19 protein-coding genes are annotated in these 20,416 nt (G+C 71.8%); 8 read left to right on the top strand and 11 right to left on the bottom strand.

Annotation, left to right across the window (positions count from 1 at the left end; translation table 11 throughout):
• Positions 1 to 97 precede the first annotated feature (97 nt).
• Positions 98 to 1,336, top strand: a complete 1,239-nt coding sequence (locus tag OG570_RS22585; protein ID WP_326959085.1) for an FAD-binding protein — start codon at positions 98 to 100, stop codon at positions 1,334 to 1,336.
• Here the strand turns inward: OG570_RS22585 and OG570_RS22580 are convergent.
• Positions 1,326 to 2,273 (bottom strand): MBL fold metallo-hydrolase, encoded by a 948-nt coding sequence (locus OG570_RS22580; RefSeq protein ID WP_326959083.1) that lies wholly within the window; start codon positions 2,271 to 2,273, stop codon positions 1,326 to 1,328. The genes OG570_RS22585 and OG570_RS22580 overlap by 11 nt on opposite strands.
• An 84-nt stretch (positions 2,274 to 2,357) precedes the next feature.
• Here OG570_RS22580 and OG570_RS22575 point away from each other — a divergent pair, with 84 nt between their 5' ends.
• A complete protein-coding gene (locus OG570_RS22575) occupies positions 2,358 to 3,347 on the top strand; it encodes a LysR substrate-binding domain-containing protein (protein ID WP_326959081.1) in 990 nt (329 codons plus the stop codon).
• Positions 3,348 to 3,514: 167 nt separating this feature from the next.
• Here the strand turns inward: OG570_RS22575 and OG570_RS22570 are convergent, their stop codons facing one another.
• From OG570_RS22570 to OG570_RS22550, 5 genes are all read right to left on the bottom strand, one after another.
• A complete protein-coding gene (locus OG570_RS22570; protein WP_326959080.1) occupies positions 3,515 to 4,318 on the bottom strand; it encodes a serine hydrolase in 804 nt (267 codons plus the stop codon).
• On the bottom strand, positions 4,315 to 5,388 hold the full coding sequence (locus OG570_RS22565) for a Glu/Leu/Phe/Val dehydrogenase dimerization domain-containing protein (protein WP_326959078.1): 1,074 nt from the start codon (positions 5,386 to 5,388) through the stop codon (positions 4,315 to 4,317). Before OG570_RS22565 ends, OG570_RS22570 begins: the two co-directional genes overlap by 4 nt.
• A 162-nt stretch (positions 5,389 to 5,550) precedes the next feature.
• The gene (locus tag OG570_RS22560) at positions 5,551 to 6,744 is read right to left on the bottom strand and encodes a kynureninase (RefSeq protein ID WP_326943559.1); all 1,194 of its coding nucleotides are present in this window, start codon (positions 6,742 to 6,744) and stop codon (positions 5,551 to 5,553) included.
• Complete coding sequence (locus tag OG570_RS22555; protein WP_326959076.1) at positions 6,741 to 7,535, bottom strand: tryptophan 2,3-dioxygenase; 795 nt, start codon at positions 7,533 to 7,535, stop codon at positions 6,741 to 6,743. Before OG570_RS22555 ends, OG570_RS22560 begins: the two co-directional genes overlap by 4 nt.
• Positions 7,532 to 8,347, bottom strand: a complete 816-nt coding sequence (locus OG570_RS22550; protein ID WP_326959073.1) for a PaaX family transcriptional regulator — start codon at positions 8,345 to 8,347, stop codon at positions 7,532 to 7,534. The genes OG570_RS22555 and OG570_RS22550 overlap by 4 nt, the downstream gene beginning before the upstream one ends.
• Positions 8,348 to 8,395: 48 nt before the next feature.
• Here OG570_RS22550 and OG570_RS22545 point away from each other — a divergent pair, with 48 nt between their 5' ends.
• Genes OG570_RS22545 through OG570_RS22530 form a run of 4 tightly spaced genes read left to right on the top strand, consistent with a single transcriptional unit; the run spans position 8,396 to position 12,162 of the window.
• Positions 8,396 to 9,148: a creatininase family protein gene (locus OG570_RS22545; protein WP_326959071.1), complete on the top strand. Its 753-nt coding sequence runs from the start codon at positions 8,396 to 8,398 to the stop codon at positions 9,146 to 9,148.
• Positions 9,141 to 10,649 (top strand): benzoate-CoA ligase family protein, encoded by a 1,509-nt coding sequence (locus OG570_RS22540; RefSeq protein WP_326959069.1) that lies wholly within the window; start codon positions 9,141 to 9,143, stop codon positions 10,647 to 10,649. The genes OG570_RS22545 and OG570_RS22540 overlap by 8 nt, the downstream gene beginning before the upstream one ends.
• Complete coding sequence (locus OG570_RS22535; RefSeq protein WP_326959067.1) at positions 10,646 to 11,338, top strand: SDR family NAD(P)-dependent oxidoreductase; 693 nt, start codon at positions 10,646 to 10,648, stop codon at positions 11,336 to 11,338. Before OG570_RS22540 ends, OG570_RS22535 begins: the two co-directional genes overlap by 4 nt.
• Positions 11,335 to 12,162 carry an enoyl-CoA hydratase family protein gene (locus OG570_RS22530; protein ID WP_326959065.1) on the top strand — a complete coding sequence of 276 codons (828 nt, stop codon included), beginning with the start codon at positions 11,335 to 11,337 and terminating at the stop codon, positions 12,160 to 12,162. The genes OG570_RS22535 and OG570_RS22530 overlap by 4 nt, the downstream gene beginning before the upstream one ends.
• Here the strand turns inward: OG570_RS22530 and OG570_RS22525 are convergent.
• The 4 genes from OG570_RS22525 to OG570_RS22510 are packed head-to-tail and all read right to left on the bottom strand — an operon-like array spanning position 12,159 to position 15,560.
• Positions 12,159 to 13,070 carry an SMP-30/gluconolactonase/LRE family protein gene (locus OG570_RS22525; protein WP_326943566.1) on the bottom strand — a complete coding sequence of 304 codons (912 nt, stop codon included), beginning with the start codon at positions 13,068 to 13,070 and terminating at the stop codon, positions 12,159 to 12,161. The two genes, OG570_RS22530 and OG570_RS22525, sit on opposite strands and share 4 nt — an antisense overlap.
• A gap of 10 nt (positions 13,071 to 13,080) precedes the next feature.
• Positions 13,081 to 13,737 (bottom strand): histidine phosphatase family protein, encoded by a 657-nt coding sequence (locus tag OG570_RS22520; protein WP_326959063.1) that lies wholly within the window; start codon positions 13,735 to 13,737, stop codon positions 13,081 to 13,083.
• Positions 13,738 to 14,811, bottom strand: a complete 1,074-nt coding sequence (locus OG570_RS22515) for a phosphotransferase family protein (protein ID WP_326959061.1) — start codon at positions 14,809 to 14,811, stop codon at positions 13,738 to 13,740.
• Complete coding sequence (locus OG570_RS22510; protein ID WP_326959060.1) at positions 14,808 to 15,560, bottom strand: SDR family oxidoreductase; 753 nt, start codon at positions 15,558 to 15,560, stop codon at positions 14,808 to 14,810. Before OG570_RS22510 ends, OG570_RS22515 begins: the two co-directional genes overlap by 4 nt.
• Positions 15,561 to 15,950: 390 nt before the next feature.
• Between OG570_RS22510 and OG570_RS22505 the strand changes: the two genes are divergently transcribed.
• Complete coding sequence (locus OG570_RS22505; protein ID WP_247055749.1) at positions 15,951 to 16,892, top strand: hypothetical protein; 942 nt, start codon at positions 15,951 to 15,953, stop codon at positions 16,890 to 16,892.
• Positions 16,893 to 16,896: 4 nt separating this feature from the next.
• Here the strand turns inward: OG570_RS22505 and OG570_RS22500 are convergent, their stop codons facing one another.
• Complete coding sequence (locus OG570_RS22500) at positions 16,897 to 18,531, bottom strand: acyl-CoA synthetase (RefSeq protein WP_326959058.1); 1,635 nt, start codon at positions 18,529 to 18,531, stop codon at positions 16,897 to 16,899.
• 151 nt (positions 18,532 to 18,682) lie between these two features.
• On the opposite strand from OG570_RS22500, the gene OG570_RS22495 reads away from it, so the two are divergent.
• A complete protein-coding gene (locus OG570_RS22495) occupies positions 18,683 to 20,374 on the top strand; it encodes a bifunctional 3'-5' exonuclease/DNA polymerase (protein WP_326959056.1) in 1,692 nt (563 codons plus the stop codon).
• Positions 20,375 to 20,416: the final 42 nt, after the last annotated feature.

Raw genomic sequence — 20,416 nt, 5'->3', positions numbered from 1 at the left:
CATCGCTCGCGGTGGGGGCCTTCGGCGTGTTCAGGGGTTTCCCGTGTCTTCGCTCCGAGCGGCACCGCCCCGCACGCGGCCCCGATACCGTGCGGAGATGAAGAACTGGGCGGGCAACCACCACTTCGCCGCGGACCGGATCGCCCGGCCGTCGAGTGTCGACGAGCTGCGGAAGCTGGTGGCGGACGCGCCGAAGGTCAAGGCGCTGGGGACCCGGCACTCCTTCAACGACGTCGCCGACTTCCCCGGCGGTGTCCTGGTCGACCTGGCCGGCCTCGACGTCCCCACGGTCGTCGACACCGCCGCGGCCACGGTCACCGTCGGCGCGGCGACCCGGTACGGCGACCTCGTCGAGGCCGTCGACGAAGCCGGGTTCGCCCTGGAGAACCTCGCGTCGCTGCCGCACTGCACGGTCGCCGGCAGCGTCGCCACCGCCACCCACGGGTCCGGCGAGCGGGTCCGCAACCTCTCGGCGGCGGTGTCCGGCCTCGACTTGGTCACCGCCGACGGCACGCTGCGCCGCTACACCCGCTCGCAGGACCCGGAGATCTTCCCCGGCCTGGTGGTCAACCTCGGCGCGCTCGGCGTCGTCACGCGGGTGACCCTCGACCTCGTGCCGTCGTTCTCGGTGCAGCAGGACGGGTTCGTGGCGATCCCGTGGTCCTCGGTGCTCGACGGCTTCGACGAGCTGCAGGCCGCCGGCTACAGCGTGAGCCTGTTCACTCCCTGGGTCGGCGACATCGCGGGCCTGGTGCTGCTCAAACGCCGTGTCGCCGCGACCGTGCCCGAGCTGACCGAGTTCCACGGCGGGACGCGGATGACTTCGCCGCCGGGCGCGAACTTCACCGACTGGGGCGTGCCGGGGCCCTGGCACCACCGGCTGCCGCACTTCCGGCTGGATTCCGTGCCCAGTATCGGCGAAGAGCTGCAGTCGGAGTTCTTCGTGCCCCGCGCGGACGCCGTCGCCGCGCTGACCGAGATCCGCGCGCTCGGCGAGCAGCTGGCCACGGCTCTGCACGTGTCCGAGATCCGCACGGTCGCCGGCGACGACCTGTGGCTGAGCCCGTGCCACGGCGGGGACCGCGTCGGCATCCACTTCACCTGGCAGCCGAAGCCGGACGCGGTCGCGGCACTGCTGCCGCTGATCCAGGAGCGGCTGGCCCCCTTCGGCGCCCGGCCGCACTGGGGGAAGGTGTTCCACGGCGACGGGTGGGCCGCCGAGCGCTACCCGGAGCTGCCGCGGTTCCGCGCGCTGGCCGAGGAGCTCGACCCGCGGGGCGCCTTCCGCAGCCCGTACCTGCGCAGACACGTCTTCGGGGACCAGCTCAGGGCGTGAACGAGCCCAGGTGGTCCAGCACCACGAACGCGCTGGCCGGACTCGCCGCCGTCACCGCCTCGCGCAGGACCTCCAGGCCGCCGTTGGGGTCCTTCGCCTGGCCCAGCGGGAGGTCGAAGTCGTCCCAGTGCGTGGGGGCGACGTAGCGCGGGTGACCCAGGGTGCGCAGCAGGCGGGGCACGTACTGCGTCACCTTCGCGCCGCCCCCGGGGACCAGGACGACGTCCGGGCGCAGGCCGGCCAGCTCGGACTCGACGTAGTTCGAGCCGCCGAAGTCCAGGACGCTCGCACCGCCGCCCGTCACCTGGTAGGCCAGCGTGCCGCCCTCGTAGAGGTCCTCGATGACCTTCGGCTTGTCACGCCGCGACAGCGGGCGGGAGCCGGGGAACGGCACCCGCGCCCGGTCGCCCGTCGCCGAGTGCAGGGACCGAAAGATCCGGATCGAGTAGCCGTCGAAGGTCAGGTCCTCGCCGCCGTGCGCGATCGCGAGCTGGTCCTCCGGGGCGCCGAGGGCGGCCATGAGACTCAAATGGGTCTCGGTGCCGAAGACCGTCGCGCCGGTGCGTTTCGCCAGGTAGGGGACGTCGGTGAGGTGGTCGTAGTGGCCGTGGGTGACGAGGATGTGATCCGCGCGCAGCTCGCCGCGGTCGAGGTAGCCGTCGATCAGCGCCTCGTTCACCGACAGCGGCGTCTTCGGGTCCGCGCCCGCCGGGGTGTACGTCCCGGTCTTGAACCGGGTCAGCCACGGGTCGATGAGGATCGTCTTCGTGCCGGTCGAGCCCGGCACGCGGATCTCCCAGCTGTTGTTCCCCCACCACCGCAACGTCATCTCCGACGTCCTCCTGGTGGCGGCCGAAGCCGTCGATACCCCGGCGAGGATCGTGGCCGCCGCCGCGCCCGCGCCGAACAGCCCGCGTCTGCTGAGTCCTGTGTTCATGGCCGCCACCCGATCACGGGTCCGGCGCCACTGTCCAAGATCGATCCGTCGGCATGTCGATATGTAAACAGCTATCATTGCAGCGTGGACCACCTCCGTTCGCTGCGGTACTTCCTCGTCGTCGCCGAGGAACTGCACTTCGGGCACGCCGCCGACCGGCTCGGCATCGCGCAGCCGCCGTTGAGCCAGCGGATCAAACGGCTCGAAGCCGAGCTGGGCGCGAAGCTGTTCGACCGCGGCCGCCGCGTCACGCTGACCGAGGCCGGCGAGGTGCTGCGGACCGAGGCCCGGGACCTCCTCGCGCGCTGGGAGCGGATGACGTCGCTGGTCGCGAAGGCCGAGCGCGGCGAGCTGGACGCCCTGCGCGCGGGCGTGCCGCCGGAGCTGCCGGGCCGGGTGCTGGCCGCGATCCTCACGGCGTTCGCCGAGCGGTGCCCCGGCATCCGCCTCGACCTGCAGGAGCTGACCACCGCCGAACAGACCCGGCTGCTGGCCGACCGCGAACTGGACGCGGGGCTGCTGCAGCTGCCGGTCGACGTCGTCGGGCTCGACCTCGGCCCCGCGATCGACACACCCCTGGGCGTGCTCCTCCCCCGCGACTCGCCGCTGGCCCGCGCTTCGTCGCTGGCGCTGGCCGACCTGGCGGGCGAGGGCCTGGTGCACGCCCCACGCGCGGCGGCGCCGGGAAGTTACGACGCACTGCTGCGCACGTGCTGGGAACACGGCTTCCGCCCGGCGGCCGTCCGGCACGCGCGCAACCCGGAGTTCGCGCTGGGCCTGGTCCTGGCCGGCCACGGCGTCGCGTTCGAACCGACCGCGCGCAAGGAACCATGGGTGGTCTGGCGGCCGCTGCGGGAGCAGCTGGACGCGCGGATGGCGTTCGCCTGGCCGTCGTCGAGCCCGCACCCCCAGGCGGCGACGCTGGCGGAGATCGCGGCGGAGGTGCTGCGGGACGACGGGGTTTCACGGATCGTGCCCCCGGATCCGAGCGGCGCCCGGCCATGGGACGTCTTCTACGACCGCGGCCACACCGGTACCGGTCGTGAGTGTTTAGGAAGGTTAGAACCCTCCTAAACACTCACGACCCCAGCCGCAACGCCTCGGCAACCACAGACCGCCAGCCGGAACCGGCTGGTCACCAAAAGCAGGTCCGCCCTGAACACTCACGACCGCGGCTGACCGGCTCGGGCGGCCCCCACCACGTCGTGAGTGGTTAGGGCGGTTCTAACCGCCCTAACCACTCACGAGCGCAGCTGCTCGACCGCCGCTCGGGCCGCGTCTCCGATTGCTCGGTCGATGTCCGGGCGGCGCAACGTTTCCGCGCCGCCCACTGTGAACACCGCGATCGCGTACGACAGTCCGTCCGGGTACGTCGCGATGCCGATCTCGTTGCGGATGCCCGGCATCGTGCCCGTCTTGGCCGCCACCGCGACGTCGGGCGGGAAGCCCGCGGTCAGGCGGTGCCAGCTGACCTGCGCCGAAAGCCACTCGCGGACCTGGGCTCCGGCGATGTCGTCGCTCCAGATCGCCGACAGCAGGCCGGTCATCTCGCGTGGGGTGCTTGCCGTCGTACGCAGGGGATCCAGGGCTCGCAGCGGAACGCCCGCCGCGGTGTCCTCGATGATCGTGCGCAGCAGGTCGCGCGGGGCGCCGATGATCGTCGTGCGGGTCAGGCCCAGCTCGGCCAGCAGTGACCGGACGTTCTCCACGCCGACGCGGTCGAACAGCAGGTCCGCGGCCGTGTTGTCGGACACCGACAGGGCCAGCAGGGCCGCGTCGCGCAGGCTGTACTCGACGTCGTCGGCGAAGCCGGCCGAGCCGCTGCCGCCCAGGCGATCCGCGGCCGTGGCCCGGACCCGGTCCGTCGGGTCGAGCAGGCCCGCCTCGACCTGGCGGGCGAACTCGAACGCCAGCGCCACCTTCACCACCGACGCCAGGACGACCGGCGCGTCGGCGGCGACACCCACACAAGCGGGAGAACCGAGCCGGCGGACGTGCAGGAAACCCCGCACGCCCACCGCCTCGAACAGAGAAGAAAGACTCACACGGTCATGATGGACCGCAGCCGGCCGACCTCCGCCATCCGCCGCTCGGCGAGCCGGTCGGCCGCCGTCGCCGGGGGGACGCCGTCGGCGTCGGCCAGCGCGAACACGGCCTTCGTCGTGTCGAAGATCGCCGTGGTCTTGCGCTTGGCGCGCGCGAAGTCGAACCCGTGGCGCTCGTCGTCGACCTGGATCACGCCCCCGGCGTTGACCAGGTAGTCCGGCGCGTACAGCACACCGCGGTCGGCGAGCTGCTTGTCGACGCCCGCGTGCGCGAGCTGGTTGTTGGCCGCACCGCAGACGATGCGTGCGCCCAGCACCGGCACGGTCTCGTCGTTCAGCACGCCGCCGAGCGCACACGGCGCGAAGACGTCCAGCTCGGCGCGCAGCAGAGTGTCCACATCGGACACCGCCTTGACGTCCGGGTACAGCGAAAGGGTCCGCTCGATCGCCGGCGCGTAGACGTCGGTGATCGTCACCTGCGCCCCGGCCTCGGCCAGGTGCCCGACGAGGATGTGCCCGACCTTGCCGACGCCGGCCACGCCGACGCGCTTGCCGGCCAGGTCCGGGCTGCCCCAGAGGTGCTCGGCCGAGGCCCGCATGCCCTGGAAGACGCCGAACGCGGTCAGCACGGACGAGTCGCCGGCGCCGCCGTCCTCGGGCGAACGGCCGGTGACGAACCGGGACTCGCGCGCCACGACGTCCATGTCGTGCACGTACGTGCCCACGTCGCAAGCGGTGATGTAGCGGCCGCCCAGGGACTGCACGAAGCGCCCGTACGCGCGCAGCAGCGCTTCGGACTTGAGCGTCTTCGGGTCGCCGAGGATGACGGCCTTGCCGCCGCCGAGGTCGAGCCCGGCCAGCGCGTTCTTGTACGCCATGCCCTTCGACAGCGCGAGCACGTCGTCGAGCGCGTCGGATTCGGTGGCGTAGGGGTGGAAGCGCGTCCCGCCCAGTGCGGGACCGAGCGCCGTGGAGTAGATGCCGATGATGGCCTTCAGGCCACTGGCTTCGTCGTGGCAGTACACGACCTGTTCGTGCCCGGAGCTCCGGGCGAACACTCCTTCGGTCACGGTGGTGACTCCTTTGTCTCCCGCGCCCGGTTCGTGGCCGGGACGCGCTTCGATGGTTGACGGGACCGAACGCGGAGGTCGTCCGCCCACGGGTTCCCGGCACCAACCTAGATCGCCGCCGCTCGCCGGACCAGTACAGGTCCCGCGATACGGACCGGTAACTCAGCCCCTGATCACCGCGCCGAGCGTGCCCATCGCCGTCTCCAGCTGCGTGTCGGAGAGGTACGGCGCCGGGCCGAAGCGCAGGTACGGCCCGCGGCTGTCGGTGCGGACGCCCTGCGCGGCCAGCGCGGCCTGCAGCGCACCCGCGTCGGCGCACCGCAGCGAGAGGAAGCCGCCGAGCAGGCCGAGCGGCGTCTCGCGGTCACGGGTGACGACGCCCTCGGGCAGCGCGAGCTTGTCGAAGACGTCGGCGAGCAGGCCCACCTGGTGCTGCGACACCTCGCGCAGGAACGCCGGTGTGAGGCCCTGCTCGGCGAAGAACCGCTGGACGCGGGCGCCGCGGTAGTGGCTCGCCGGATCGTAGGTGGCGCCGGCGAACCGGTCGCCGCCCATGGCGTAGGCGACGCCACCGGGACGCCGTTCGTCGGCGAGCGCGCCGAACTCGGCGTACCAGCCGGTGATCACCGGCCGCAGCTCCTGGGCGTGCGCGGGCAGCCGCAGGAAGCAGTTGCCCTCGCCCAGCTGCAGGTACTTGTACCCGCCGCCGAGCACCCAGGCGTTGGTCAGGCCCAGGTCGTGCAGCGGGAACGGCACCACGCCGAGCGCGTGGTAGGCGTCGACGACCAGCTCGATCGAGCGGTCGCGGCAGACGTCGGCGAGGTGCGCGAGGCCCGGGACCAGCCGGGACGTCTCGAAGAGCACGGCCGACACGAGCACCGCGGCCGTGTGGTCGTCGACCTCGGCGGCGACGCGCTCGGCCAGCGTCGTCACCGGTTCGACCGGCACGCGCACGACCTCGACGCCCTCCTCTTCGAGGCGCGCGAGCTGACGGCGCAGCGTGTGGAACTCGCCTTCGGTGGTCACGAGCCGTGGTCTTCGGGGCAGCTCCATCGCGGACAGGAACCGCAGCACCAGGTCGTGGGTGCTCGCGCCGAGCGCGTACTCGCCGTGCGGGTCGCCGAGCAGCAGGCGGAAGCCCGCGCGCAGCTCGTCGGCCTTCGCGAAGGCCCGCTCCCACTTCAGGTCGACGTCCCGGGCGGCGTCGGCGAAGGACTCGAGGAGCCCTTCTTCGGCGACGTCGGGCCAGGCCTGGTGCGAATGCCCGGAGAGCAGGAGGCGTTCCCGCACCGAGAACCGCGTGTAGTGCGCGGCCAGGGCGTTCGAGTCCGCGCGGATGTCGTCGAGCGAGGTCACAATCGGCTCCGTACTGCCCAGAGATCCGGGAACATCGGCTGGAAGAGCGTGGTACGCAGGTAAGTCGCGCCGGATGAGCCCCCTGTCCCGGTCTTGTCGCCGATGGTGCGTTCGACCATCTTCACGTGCCGGTAGCGCCACTCCTGCATCCCTTCATCGAGATCCACCAGACATTCGGCGACGACCGACGGGCCGCCGTCGTCGCGGTACATGTCCAGCAATATCGCCTGCAGGGCCGGGGAGGGCTCCACCGGTCGAGTGACGTCTCGATCACACTCGACCGGGTAGCCAGAAGCCTTGAGGTACGCGAGGAAAGAGTCGAACAACGACGGCCGCGCCATCGCGTCGGCGATGCCCTTCCGCTGCTCGCCGCCTTCGGGGTAGTGCGCGAAGACGCGCTCGTCGCGACGCCCGAGCACCGCTTCCAGCTCCCGGAACTGGGCCGACTGGAAGCCGCTGGAGGCGTCCAGCCGGGTGCGGAAGCTGGTGAACTGGCTGGGCGTCATGGTCTCGAGGACGTCGATCTGCGCGACGGCGACCTTGAGGATCGACAGGATCCGCCGCACGGTGCGGATCGCGTGCGCGGTCGTGCCCGCTTCGAAGCACTCCTGCAGGTACGTCGCTTCGTGCAGCATCTGCTTGAACCACAGCTCGTACACCTGGTGGATCACGATGAACAGCAGCTCGTCGTGCTCTTCCGAACGCGGCCGCTGGGCACCCAGCACCTCGTCCAGCGCCAGGTACGAGGTGTAGCTCAGCGCTTCCTGGGTCTTGGCGTCGATGTCGGTCATCCGTTGGTCACCTCGTCGAAGTGGCGCTGGGCCGCGGGGGCCAGCGCGGTGTACAGATCGTGGAACAACTCGACCGCGGCCGCCCGGTGATCCGGTGCGGGCACCAGGTCGGCGGGCAGTTCCGGGTCGAGCGACGGGAACGCGCGGAAGGTGTGCACCAGCCGCGTGCGGACGTCGAACGCGGTCTTGTCGGTCAGCTCCTCGCCGCGGCAGCCGCCGAACTGCTCGACGAACGCCGTGTAACGCGCGGCCAGCTCGTCGAGGTCCCAGGCCCGGCCGGCGAACCGGCGGACGTCGAGCGCGGCCGACGGCCGGCCGAGCAGCAGCCCGGCGTGCTCGGTGACGTCCAGCTCGCCGAGCAGCGCGACCACCTCGGCCTCGCGGTCGTGCGGGGCGATCCAGGTGCCGTCCGCGTACGGCCCGAAGCCGAGGAACCGCAGCCGCCGCACCAGGCGTTCGCGGGCCTGGCGGCGGGTCTCGGGGATGCTCTGCCACAGCACCGTCCACTCGCCCGCGGCGCGCTCGCGGCGGCCGAGGGAGAAGATCCGGTGGTCGCCGTCGGCGAGCAGGGCGACCGTGCGGCGGGTCAGCGAGTAGTGCACCGTGCGGCCTTCGCGGTGGCGCGTGAGCAGGCCGCGCCGCACCAGGCGGGTGAGCGCGATCCGGGCCGCGCCGTCGGAAAAGCCCAGCTCGGCGAGCACCGCGACCAGGCCGCCCGACCACACCCGGCGCGTCTCGCGCGGGTGGACGTAGCTGCCCAGCAACGTCACGACCAGCTCCTGGGGGCTGGCTTCGAAGGCGTCGACGGGCACGGGCGCAACTCTATACACCTCAGGCCGCTGCGGTGTAGCTTGATTTGCGTGACGTACTTCGCGGACCTCAGCTCGCGCCAGGTCGGCGCTATTTCGGACGGCCCGCGCGTCCCGGTGCTGCTGCTCCCGCTGGGCGCGGTCGAGCCGCACGGCCCGCACGCGCCGCTGGGCACGGACCCGCTGATCTCGCGCGGGATGTGCGAGCGCGCGGCGTCCCGGCTGGCCGCCGACGACGAAGTCCGGGTGCTGATCCTCCCGGAGATCCCGTACGGCGTGACGCGGTTCGCGGCCGGGTTCGCCGGCGGCATCCACATCGGCGAGGAGACGTTGCACGCGCTGCTGGTGGACGTCGGCGCCGCGCTGATCGGCCAGCGACTGCCGCGGATCCTGCTCGTCAACAACCACTTCGAGCCCGCGCACCTGGTCACGCTGCGGCGCGCGGTGGAGACGCTCAACTTCGCCTACGACGGGCACGTCGCGCTGCTGGACCTGGTCCGGCGGCGGCACGCCCAGCGCCTCACCGAAGAGTTCCGGTCCGGCGAGTGTCACGCGGGGCGGTACGAGACGTCGCTGGTGCTGGCCGACCGGCCGGAGCTGGTCGACCAGGCCGTCATGCGGGAGCTGCCGCACGTCCCGGTCAGCCTGGCTTCGGCGCCGTCCGACGGCGGCTTCGTCGAAATGGGGATGGCCGACGCCTACTGCGGCAAGCCCGCCGAAGCGACGGCCGAAGAGGGCGAAGAGACGTTCTCGGTGCTGACCGATCTGCTGGTGGAAGCGATCCGGGAGCTGGCCCGTGCCTGAGCCGTTCAACCTCGCGTCCTACTTCGTCGACCGGCACGCGTCAACGGACCGGACCGCGTTGTTCGTCGGCTCGCGGGAGGTCGGTTACGCGTCGCTGGCGAAGCTGGTCAACCGCGCCGGGAACGTGCTGCGTGACGCCGGTGTCCGAAGTGGACAGCGGGTGCTGCTGGCCCTGAGCGACGGCGAGGAGTTCGTCGCCACCTGGTACGGCGCCCAGAAGATCGGCGCGGTCACCGCCGAGGTCTACCCGTTCCTGCAGCCCAAGGACTACACGTACTACCTGGGGTACACCGAGGCCGTCGCGGTGATCGCGGACGCCGTCACGCTGCCCGCACTCCGCGAGGCGGGCGCGCGGAACCTGCTCGTCACCGGCGTCCCCGAGAGCGAGTTACGGCCGGGTGAGCGTCCATTCCGGACACTGCTCGACACCGCGTCCGACGAACTCGAAGCCGCGCCGACCACGCTGGACGACGTCGGGATCTGGAAGTTCACCACCGGCAGCACCGGTGCGCCCAAGGCGTGCGTACATCCCTTGCGGAGTGCGAAAGAGAGCTTCGAGCGGTACGCCGTCCAGGTGCTCGGGTTGCGCGAGGACGACCGGATCCTGGCCGTGCCCAAGCTGTTCTTCGGGTACGCGCGCGATCTGGTGGCGCTGTTCCCGTTCGGCGTCGGCGCGGCCGGGATCGCGTTCCCCGAACGCAGCACGGCGGACCTGATGTTCGAGCTGATCGCGCGCTACCGCCCGAGCGTGCTGGTGAACGTGCCGACCATGATGAGCGCGATGATCGCGCACCCGGCCGCGGCGGAGCAGGACCTGAGCTGCCTGCGCATGACGACGTCGGCGGGCGAGGCGCTGCCCGCGGAGCTGCACCGGAAGTGGGACGCGGCGTTCGGCGTGCCGGTGGTCGACGGCATCGGATCGTCCGAGGCGTACCACATCTACCTGTCGAACCGGCCCGGCTCGGTTCGGGTCGGCACGCTCGGCACCGAGGTGCCCGGCTACACCGCGCAGGTCGTCGACGAACTCGGGAACCCGTTGCCCGACGGCGAAATCGGGCCGCTGCGGGTCACCGGGCCGACGATCGCGCTGGAGTACTACGGCGACGCGGAGAAGTCCGCGAAGACGTTCGACGGCGACACGCTGACGTCGGGCGACCTGTTCAGCCGGTCCGGCGGGTTCTTCCGGCACCACGGCCGCGCGGACGCGCTGCTCAAGGTCGGCGGCGTGTTCGTCGCGCCCGGCGAGATCGAGGACTGCCTGCTCGGCCACGTGGCCGTGATGGACTGCGCGGTCGTCGGCCACGAGGCCGGCGGCCTGGTGCTGCCGCGCGCGTACGTCGTGCTCGCGCCGGGCGCGTCGGTGGCCGCGGACGAGCTGAAGGACCACGCGAAGGCACATTTGGCCAAGCACAAATACCCCCGTGAGGTGGTCTTCGTGACCGAACTCCCCCGCACCGCCAACGGCAAGCTCGACCGGCGCGCGCTGGCGGCCCGCCCGTGAGCCGCCTGGTCGTGGTCACCGGCGGCACGCGTGGCATCGGCGCCGCGATCGCCGCGCGGTTTCGCGACGCGGGTGACACCGTGCTTGCGCCGGGGCGCGCGGACTGCGACGTCACCGACGAGAACGCCGTCTCGGAGTACTTCGCGGCGGCGGGCCCGGTGGACGTGCTGATCAACAACGCCGGGATCTCTTCCAGTGCACCGGTTTCCCGGACCACTTTGGACGATTGGCGGCAGCAGATCGAGGTCAACGCGACCGGTGCGTTCCTGTGCACCCGCGCGGTGCTGCCGGGGATGCGCTCACGGGACAGCGGCCGGATCGTCACGGTCGCGTCGACCGCCTCGCACGTCGGTTATCGCTACACGGCCGGCTACACGGCGTCGAAGCACGCGGCGGCCGGGCTGATGCGGGCGGTCGCGGCGGAGCTGGCCGGCACCGGCGTCACGGCGAACGCGGTGTGCCCGGCGTTCGTCCGCACCGACATGACGGCGACGTCGGTGGCGCGGATCCAGGAGCGCACCGGGCGCGATTCTTCCTCCGCGGAAGCTGCTTTGGCGGCCGCGTCCCCGCTCGGCAGACTGCTGGAACCGGACGAAGTGGCGTTCGCGGTGTCCTTCCTGGCGGCCCCCGAGGCCGCCGCGATCAACGGCCAGACCCTCGTACTCGACGGCGGAGGAATCCAGCTATGAGCCCGTTCCGCGCGACCGCACCCCTCACGAAGGAGTGGGAGCACTTCGAGTTCACCGTGGCCGACGGCGTCGCCACGGTGACGCTCGACCGGCCCGAGAAGCTGAACGCGCTGACCTTCGACGTCTACGCCGACCTGCGTGACCTGATCATCGAGCTGCCGCAGCACGAGGACGTCCGGGTGCTGGTGATCACCGGCCGCGGCCGCGGGTTCTGCTCCGGCGGCGACGTCGAGGAGATCATCGGCGAGCTGCAGAAGTTCGAGACGGCGGAGCTGCTGGAGTTCACGCGCATGACGGGCGCGGTGGTGAAGGCCCTGCGCGAGTGCCCGCTGCCGGTGATCGCGGCGGTCAACGGCGTCGCGGCGGGCGCGGGTTCGGTGATCGCCCTGGCGAGCGACTTCCGGCTGCTGGCGCAGTCGGCGAAGTTCGCGTTCCTGTTCACGAAGGTGGGCCTGGCCGGCGCGGACATGGGCTCGGCGTACCTCCTGCCGCGCCTGGTGGGCCTGGGCCGCGCGACGGAACTGCTGATCCTGGGCGACAAGGTGTCCTCTTCTCGCGCATCCGAGATCGGCCTGGCCACACAGGTGGTTCCCGATGAGGACCTGCCCGCCGCCGCAACGGCGTTGGCCCGCCGCCTGGCGGACGGCCCGGCGTTGGCGTACGCGACGACGAAGGTGCTGCTGACCCGCGAGCTGGACATGGACCTGGGCAGCGCGATCGAGCTGGAAGCGATGACTCAAGCCCTGCTGATGACGGCAAAGGACCACAAGGAGTTCTACGCGGCCTGGTCGGCGGGCCGCGAACCCCGCTGGACCGGCCGCTAGACCCGCGTCACCGCGATCTTCGACTCCTCCAGTGAGCCGAAGTACAGCTGGCCCCGCCACTCGCGGACGCCCACCAGCATGTGGAAGCCGTCGATCTCGCCGCGCAGCTCGCGGTGCACCTTGCCGTCCGGTGCGACGCCCAGCACGCCGACCTCGCGGCCCGGGCGGGGCTGCAGCCACGTCGGGAGCGCGCGGACGCCGGCTCGCAAGAACGTCGGCAGTCGCCGGACCACGTCCAAAGCGGCCACCTTCGGCGACGCCTGCGTGATCCAGATCAGGCCGTCCGTGCCTGTGGAGATGTTGTCCGGGAAGCCCGGCAGGTCGTCGACGAGGACGTCGGAACGGCCGTCGTCCAGCCAGACGCGCGTCACGCGGCAGGCGCCCGTCTCCGCGACCGCCACGAACGACTCGTCCGGGGCCAGCGCGACGCCGTTGGCGAACTGGAGGCCGTCGAGGACCAGGTCGATCGCGCCGTCCGGGGTGCGGCGCAGCAGGCGGCCGCCGGCGGTCTGCTCGATCAGGTCGTCGCGCCAGTTGTCGATGCCGAAGCGGCGCGAGGAGTCCGTGAAGTAGATCGTGCCGTCCGCGGCCACGGCGGCGTTGTTGCAGAACACGAAGTCCAGGCCCAGCGCCGACGTCGCCAGGGTCCTCGGCGTGCCGCCGGCCAGCGGCATCACCAGCAGCCCGGCCCGCGCATCGCAGATCAGCAGCTCGTCGTCGCCGTACAGCTCCAGGCCCAGCGGACGGCCGCCCGTGTCGGCGATGGTCTCCGCGCCGCGGCCGTCCGCGGTGTGCCGCAGGATGCGGCCGTCGTCGACGCCGGTGTAGATCCGGCCCTCGCCGTCGAGGACGACGTCCTCCGGGCCGTGGCCGCCCACTTCGAGGAGCGTGACTTCGCCGAACCGCATCGAACGTCTCCTACCGGTAGGTGAGCAGCTGGGCCGCGTCCGCTTCGAAGTGCGGATGCTCGTTGAACGACAGCATCGTGACGCCGCCGCGGCCGGACACCAGCTTGGTGATCCCGCCGTTGACGGTGACGCGGTTGAGCTTGAGCAGGCCCACCTCGGGCGTGCCCAGGAGCGCGCCGCAGACGGTGGCGATCACGCCGCCGGAGGTGAACACGACCGCGTGCTCCCCCTTGCCCAGCGTCGCGACCAGGTCCTCCAGCGCGCCGCGACAGCGGGCGAGGAACGCCGGCCACGTCTCGGCGCACGGCCCGTCGGCGCCCGCCTCGATCCACGACGTCAGCGCCTTGTCCAGCACCCCCTGGTAGGCGCGCGAGTCCTCCTGCGGCGCGCCGCCCGCGTGGTGCACGCCGATGTCGACGTGGTCGTACTCGTTCCAGCGCGGGTCCTCGGCCACGGGGACGTCGGTGCCCAGCACCTTCAACGCCGTCGCCGCGGTGTCGCGCTGCCGGGCGAGCGTGCCCGACCGGACCTGACTGAAGGAAACGTTGCGGCGCAGCAGTTCCGCACCGACCACAGTGGACTGTTCGAAGCCGCGCGGGGACAGCGCGTCGTAGTCCGCCGCGCCGAACGACGCCTGTCCGTGCCGGACCAGGTAGATCGCGCCCACTTACACTTTCCCCTTCGCGATGATCTCGCGGCAGCGCCAGTCGAGGTAACCGACGAACTGCCAGAAGTCCTTGAACGCCGGGTTGCGCGTGGCGCCGTCGTGGTAGCGCCGGTAGAGCTGCTGCAGCACCGCGGCGAGCCGGAAGAGGCCGTAGACCTCGTAGAACCGCCAGTCGCCGATCTCCAGCCCGGTCTTCCCGGCGTAGCGCGCGACGAACTCCTCGCGGGTGAACGTGCCCGGCAGGTGGGTCGGCTGGCGGCGGCTGGCCTGCATGACGTCGTCGTCGCCGGCCTCCACCCAGTAGGCCAGCATGCTGCCCAGCTCCATCAGCGGGTCGCCGAGCGTCGCCATCTCCCAGTCGAGGACGCCGGTGATGTTCAACGTCGACGGGCCGTCCAGCACCAGGTTGTCGAGGCGGTAGTCGTTGTGGATCAAGCAGATCTTGACCTCGCCGGGCTGGTTCGAAGCCAGCCACGCGCGCACCTCGGCGAAGTCGCCGACGTTGTCCGTGCGCGCCGCGGTGAACCGGTCCGACCAGCCGCGGATCTGCCGCTCGACGTACCCCGCGCCCTTGCCGAGGTCGCTCAGCCCGGCGCGCTCGACGTCGACGGCGTGCAGGTCGACCAGCCGGTCGACGACCTTGCCGGACAGCTCGCGCGCCTGCTCCGGCGCCAGCGTCATGCCCTCGGGGAGGTCGCCGCGCAGGATCAGGCCGTCGAGCTTCTCCATCACGTAGAAGTCGCCGCCGAGCACGGCCGGGTCGTCGCCGAAGGCGAGCATCTTCGGCACGTACGGGAACACCGGCTTGAGGGCGTGCTGCACGCGGTACTCGCGCCGCATGTCGTGCGCCGACGCGGCTTTGTGCCCGGCCGGCGGGCGGCGCAGGATCAGCTCCCGATCGGGGTAGGTCAGCAGGTAGGTAAGGTTCGACGCGCCGCCGGGGAACTGCCGGACCCGCGGCGGTTCGTCGCCGAGGCCGTCGACGCGGACCGCCAGCCACTCGTGCACCGCGGCGGCGTCGAAGACGTCCTCGGCGCGGACGTCGACCGTGCTGTCGGTGCTGTTGATGCTCACGCGAACTTCCGCAGGATCCAGACCGGCACGACGCGCATGGCGAGGCTCAGCGGCACCCACGGCCACGCCGGGACGTACGCCCGCGAGCCCTCGGCCTCGATCGCCTTCACCAGCGCGCGGGCCCCGGTGTCGGCCTTGGCCAGCAACGGGTTCCGGCCGATCCGGTCGTTCATCTCGGACTCGATGTAGCCCGGCCGGATGTCGGTGACCTTGATGCCCTTGCGCTTCAGCTCGGCGCGGGTGCCGTCGACGAACGTCGAGATGCCCGCCTTCGACGCGGCGTACGCGGTGAGGTTGCCGGGCAGGCCGCGGATCGCGCTGAACGACGAGACGACGGCGATGTGCCCGGAGCCCTGCTCGCGGAAGATCCCGGCGGCGGCTTCGATCTGCGCGGCGGCCGCGACGAAGTTGACTTCGAGGGTCTGGCGGTTGGCGTCGAACCGGCCCTTGCCGACCGGCTGCCCCTTCCCGAGCCCGGCGTTCACAATCACCCGGTCGAGGGACCCCAGCTCGGCGCGGAACTCCTCGAAGACGCGGAAGACGCTGTCGTGGTCGGTGACATCCAGGGTGCGCGTCACGACCTTGATCCCGGGGTGGGCCGCCATCAGCTCGGCGGCGAGTTTCTCCAGGCGCTCCGTGCGCCGGGCGCACAACGCGAGGTTGCGTCCCTTCGCCGCGAACTGCCGGGCCATGCCCTCGCCCAAGCCGCTGCTCGCGCCCGTGATCAGGATGTTCTTCCGGAGCGTCATGGACCGGATGCTACCCGGTGGTAATAAGACCGGTGGCCCGGCGCTGGGGGCGTCGCCGGGCCACCGGTCATCGCGCGGCCACACCGGCCGGTCGCACAACGCGGCCGGGTGAACCGGAGCCGGAACCGCTCACGCGGCCGGTTCGCCTGCGCCCGGGTGGGCCGTGAGGGGGAGGCGGTGCCACCGGCGCAGGCAAGTCATACAAGCGCGTCCGCCCAGGCCGGGGCAATGGTTCACAGTTGCCAGTACTAGCCCGTTCGCCCGAGTGGACGCACGTCCGTAGCGATCGACAGCCCCGGTGAAGAGGGACGCGGATCATGCCCGGAATCCTGCTAACGTGCACCGTGTCGGGGATCGTCGGGGGACGGCACGGGGCGGGTCGGATCGGCAATGGCGGGCAGCACGGCGGACCACGTGGTGAGCGGCGGTCAGGAAGGTGAACGCACCGCGTTCGCCACCCGGCTGCGCGCGGCCATCGCCACCAGCGGGCTCTCCCTCGACCGCATCCAGGCCCGGCTGCGGGCCCGCGGCGTCGTCGTCAGCGTCACCGCGCTCAGTTATTGGCAGTCCGGCAAAAGACAGCCGGAGCGGCAGAGCTCCCTGTCGGCGGTGCGCAGCCTCGAAGAAATCCTCGACGTCCCCGCCGGGTCCCTGCTGGGTCTGCTGCCCCCGCCGCGCCCCCGCGGCGGCGCCGGGAAGCGCCAAGCCGGCGGCGAGCCCATGTCGTTCCCACGCGAAGTGCTGCTGCCGATGCTCGCGAAGGTCGGGGCACCGGACGCGCTCGAGCGCCAGCACCCGCTGAAGATGGTCGGGCTGCACGACCTCTGCGAGATCGCCGAGGACGGCGGCCAGCGCTCGGTGACCGCCCGCGCGGTCTTCCAGGCCGGCACCGACGGCCTGGACCGCTGGCTGCTGGTCTACACCCAGGACGACCCGGCCGCCGGGCCACCGGAGCTGCACGCGGTGCGCAACTGCCGGGTCGGGCGCGCCGAGGTCGACGAGAAGCACGGCCTCGTCGTCGCCGAGCTCGTCTTCGACCAGCCGATCGACCGCGGCGAGACGCACCTGATCGAGTACACCCTGACCAACAGCGGCCCGCCGTACCCGGAGTGCCGCAACACCCACTACCGCGAGTTCCGCCGCCCGGTGCGCGAATACCTGCTGGAGGTCCGGTTCGCGCCGGGCACCGCGCCCGGCCACTGCTGGCAGTACTCGCGCAACGACAACGCCGGCTCGATGTCGCGCCGCCCGCTGAAGCTGGACGGCGCGGACGGCGTGCACGCCGTGGCCCTCGACTTCGGCCCCGGCGTCTTCGGCATCGACTGGGAGTAGCGGCTCAGGAAAGCTTGGTGCGCAACACCTTCCCGGTCGCGTTGCGCGGCAGCTCGTCGAGGAACTCGACGTCGCGGGGCACCTTGTAGCGTGCCAGGTTCGCCTTGACGTAGTCGCGGACCGCGTCGACGTCGAGGTCCGCGCCGTCGGCCAGGACGACGAACGCCTTGAGCCGCTGGCCGAACTCCGGGTCCTCGACGCCGATCACCGCCGCCTCCAGGACGTCCTCGCGCTCGACGAGGAGGTTCTCCACCTCGATCGGGAACACGTTCTCGCCGCCGGAGACGATCATCTCGTCGTCGCGGCCGTCGATGAACAGGAGGCCGTCCTCGTCGAAGTGGCCGACGTCGCCGCTGGAGAGCAGGCCGTCGATGATCTCCTTGTGGCGGCCGTCGGTGTAGCCGCCGAAGCTGAGCCCGCTGCCGACGAACACGCGGCCGGTGACGTGCGGCTCGGTGACCCGGCCGCCCTTTTCGTCGTACAGCGCGACTTTGCAGCCGACCGGCGCACGGCCGACCGTGCCCGGGGCCTTCACCCAGTCCTCCGGCGTCGCGACGGTGGCCACGGCGACCTCGGTCGAGCCGTACAGGTTGTGCACGACCGGGCCGAACGCCTCGTTGGCGCGGTTGCCCAGATCCGGCGACAGCGCCGAGCCGGCGACGAAGACGATCCGCAGCGACGACGTGTCGTACTTGCCGAGGACGTCCTTCGGCAGGTCGACGATGCGCTGCAGCATGGTCGGCACGAGCACCAGCGCGGTGCACTTGTGCTCGGCCACCCCGCGCAGTGTCTCTTCGGGACTGAACTTGCGGCGCATCACGACCGTCGAGCCGAGCGCGAAGGACAGGATGAACTGCGACAGGCCGGTGCCGTGGAACAGCGGCGCGCCCATGTACGTGGCTTCGTTGGCGCGCAGCGGGATCCGGTCGAGGAACTGCGCCGAGGCCAGCGCCGAGGTGTGCGGCCGCGGCGCGCCCTTCGGCGTCCCGGTGGTGCCGCTGGTCAGCAGCACGAACCCGCCCGGCTTGGCCGGCGCGGGCCACGGCCGGTCGTCGGTGCTGGCGATGATCTCGGCGAGCACCGGGACGTCCCGGTCGGACAGGTCGCTGTCGGCGTCCACCCAGGCCAGGTAGCGGTCGACGTTCTTCGGCATGGCGTCCAGCAGGCCGGTGAACTCCTGGTCGTACACCAGCGCGGTGACGTTCTCGCGCTTCGCGACGTCGGCCAGCTGCGGCTTGGCGAAGCCGGTGTTCATCAGCAGCAGGCGCACGCCGAGCTTGCCGGCCGCGGCCATCGTGAGCACCAGGCCGCGGTGGTCGCGGCACAGCGCGGCGACGACCTGGCCGGGCTTGATCCCGCGCTCCGACCAGGCCCGGGCCAGCGCGTTCGACTGGTCGTCGAGCTGCTTGTAGGTGAGCGGGCCGACCTCGTCGACGATGCCGACGGCGGTCGGGTCGCGGCGCGCGGAGATGTGGTTGGCGCCGGCGAACGGCCCGTACTTGCGGATCGCGACCAGGGACCGGAGGCCTTCGTCGACGCGGGGGAAGGGCACCAGCCCGGCCCGCCGCATCACGTCGACACTGCGCGCCGTCTCGGCCACCTTGTCCGCCACCTGCGTGGCGAGCGCGACCAGACTCATCCGGGCACCTCCGTTGCTGCGGGAAGAGACCCACGCCGACGGCACGACGTACCGGCGGTATGGGGGCTACTGGACAGTAAACCAAGCCCGTCGCCCCCGCACCAGACGTGGTCTCGCCGAAACTGTCGGTGGTGGTCGGCACAATGAGTCCGTGCAGGTGATCGCGGGGCAGGAGGAGGACGGGAGCTTCACCGTGCACTCGCCGTCCTCGACCGTGACCGGCCTGGACGAGGCGGGTTTCGCGGCGCTGGCCCGGGAGCTGGAGGCCGCGCTCGACCCGCGGTGGGTGTTCCCGTCCGTCGAGGTCACCTACCCGGTGCTGGTGGCGGCCGGGGTCCGGCTGCGGCGTTGCCACGACCTCTCGCTGGCCGAGGGGCTGCTGCTGGCGCACGCGGGTCAGGAGGGGCAGTCGCGGAGCCTGCGCGCGGCCTGGGCCAGGGCGAACGGCGAGGAACCGCCGTCGGATTCGGCGACCGTCGAGCTGGCTCAGCCGACACTGTTCGACACGCGGACGCCGACGCTGCCCGACGGCGTGACGGTCGTCACGGCGGTCAAGCGCGTGCTCGCGGAGCAGGACCGGCGGGCGGCGGCGGTCGAGCACCCGGACCGGTTCCGGCTGCTGCTGGCCGCGGAGTCGGCGAGCGCGCTGGCCGCGGTGGAGATGGCGGCCGACGGCCTGCCCTGGCGCGCGGACCTGCACGAGGCGCTGCTGGTCTCGCGGCTCGGCCCCCGCGTGCCGGCCGGGCACCGGCCGAAGGTGCTGGTGGAGCTGGCGGCGAAGATCACCGAGGCGTTCGGCGGGCGGGCGGTCAACCCGGACTCGCCGCCGAGCGTCGTCCGGGCGCTGGCCCGGGCCGGGATCGAGATACCGTCCGCGCGGAAGTACTTCCTGAAGGGGATCGACCACCCGGCGGTCGGGCCGCTGCTGGAGTACAAGGAGCTGTCGCGGCTCTACACGGCGAACGGCTGGACGTGGCTCGAGGAGTGGGTCACCGACGGCCGGTTCCGCCCGCACTACGTCGTCGGCGGCGTGGTGTCCGGGCGGTGGGCCAGCCGCGGCGGCGGGGCGTTGCAGATCCCGAAGGTGCTGCGCACGTGCGTCCGCGCGGACCCGGGCTGGAAGCTGGTGGTGGCCGACGCGGCGCAGCTGGAACCCCGGGTGCTGACGGCGCTGTCGGGCGACCGCCGCCTGGCCGACGTCGCGGCGGCGACGGACCTGTACGCACGCCTCGGCGAAGCGCTGTTCTCGGGCGCCCACTGGGTCCCGTTGTCACCGGACGACGACCGCGACGACCGGGCCCGCGCGAAGATCGCGATGCTGTCGGCGATGTACGGCGGCACGTCCGGCGAAGCGGGGCCGTTGCTGGCCTTGTTGCGCCAGCGATTCCCGGACGCGGTGTCCTATGTGGAGCACGCGGCCCAAGCGGGCGAACGCGGCGAGCGCGTCCGTTCTCGTCTCGGCCGCACCTCGCCGGCCCCCTCCGCCGCCTGGCGTGCCCTGACCGGCGGCCTGGCGTCGGACGAGGCGGCGGAGCTGAAGGCCCGCCGGGCGTCGCGCGGCTGGGGCCGGTTCACGCGCAACTTCGTCGTCCAGGCGAGCGCGGCGGACATGACGGCGGTGATGCTGGCCACGCTCCGCCGTCGCCTCCCCGCCCCCGCCCACCTGGTCTTCTTCCAGCACGACGAGGTGATCGTCCACACCCCGGCGGAGCTGGCCGACGTGGTCTCGTCGTCCATTGTGGACAGCATCACGGAGGCGGCGACCATGCTGTTCGGCGAGGCATGCCCGGTCCGCTTCCCGATGCACATAGCCCCAGTCGACACCTACGCCGACGCGAAGTAACCGAGTCACGCGCCCAATCACGCGAGTTACGTCTTCAATCAC

It is taken from the genome of Amycolatopsis sp. NBC_01286 (genome assembly GCF_035982555.1).
Taxonomy (GTDB): domain Bacteria; phylum Actinomycetota; class Actinomycetes; order Mycobacteriales; family Pseudonocardiaceae; genus Amycolatopsis.
This window is presented reverse-complemented; position numbering and strand designations above follow the sequence as displayed.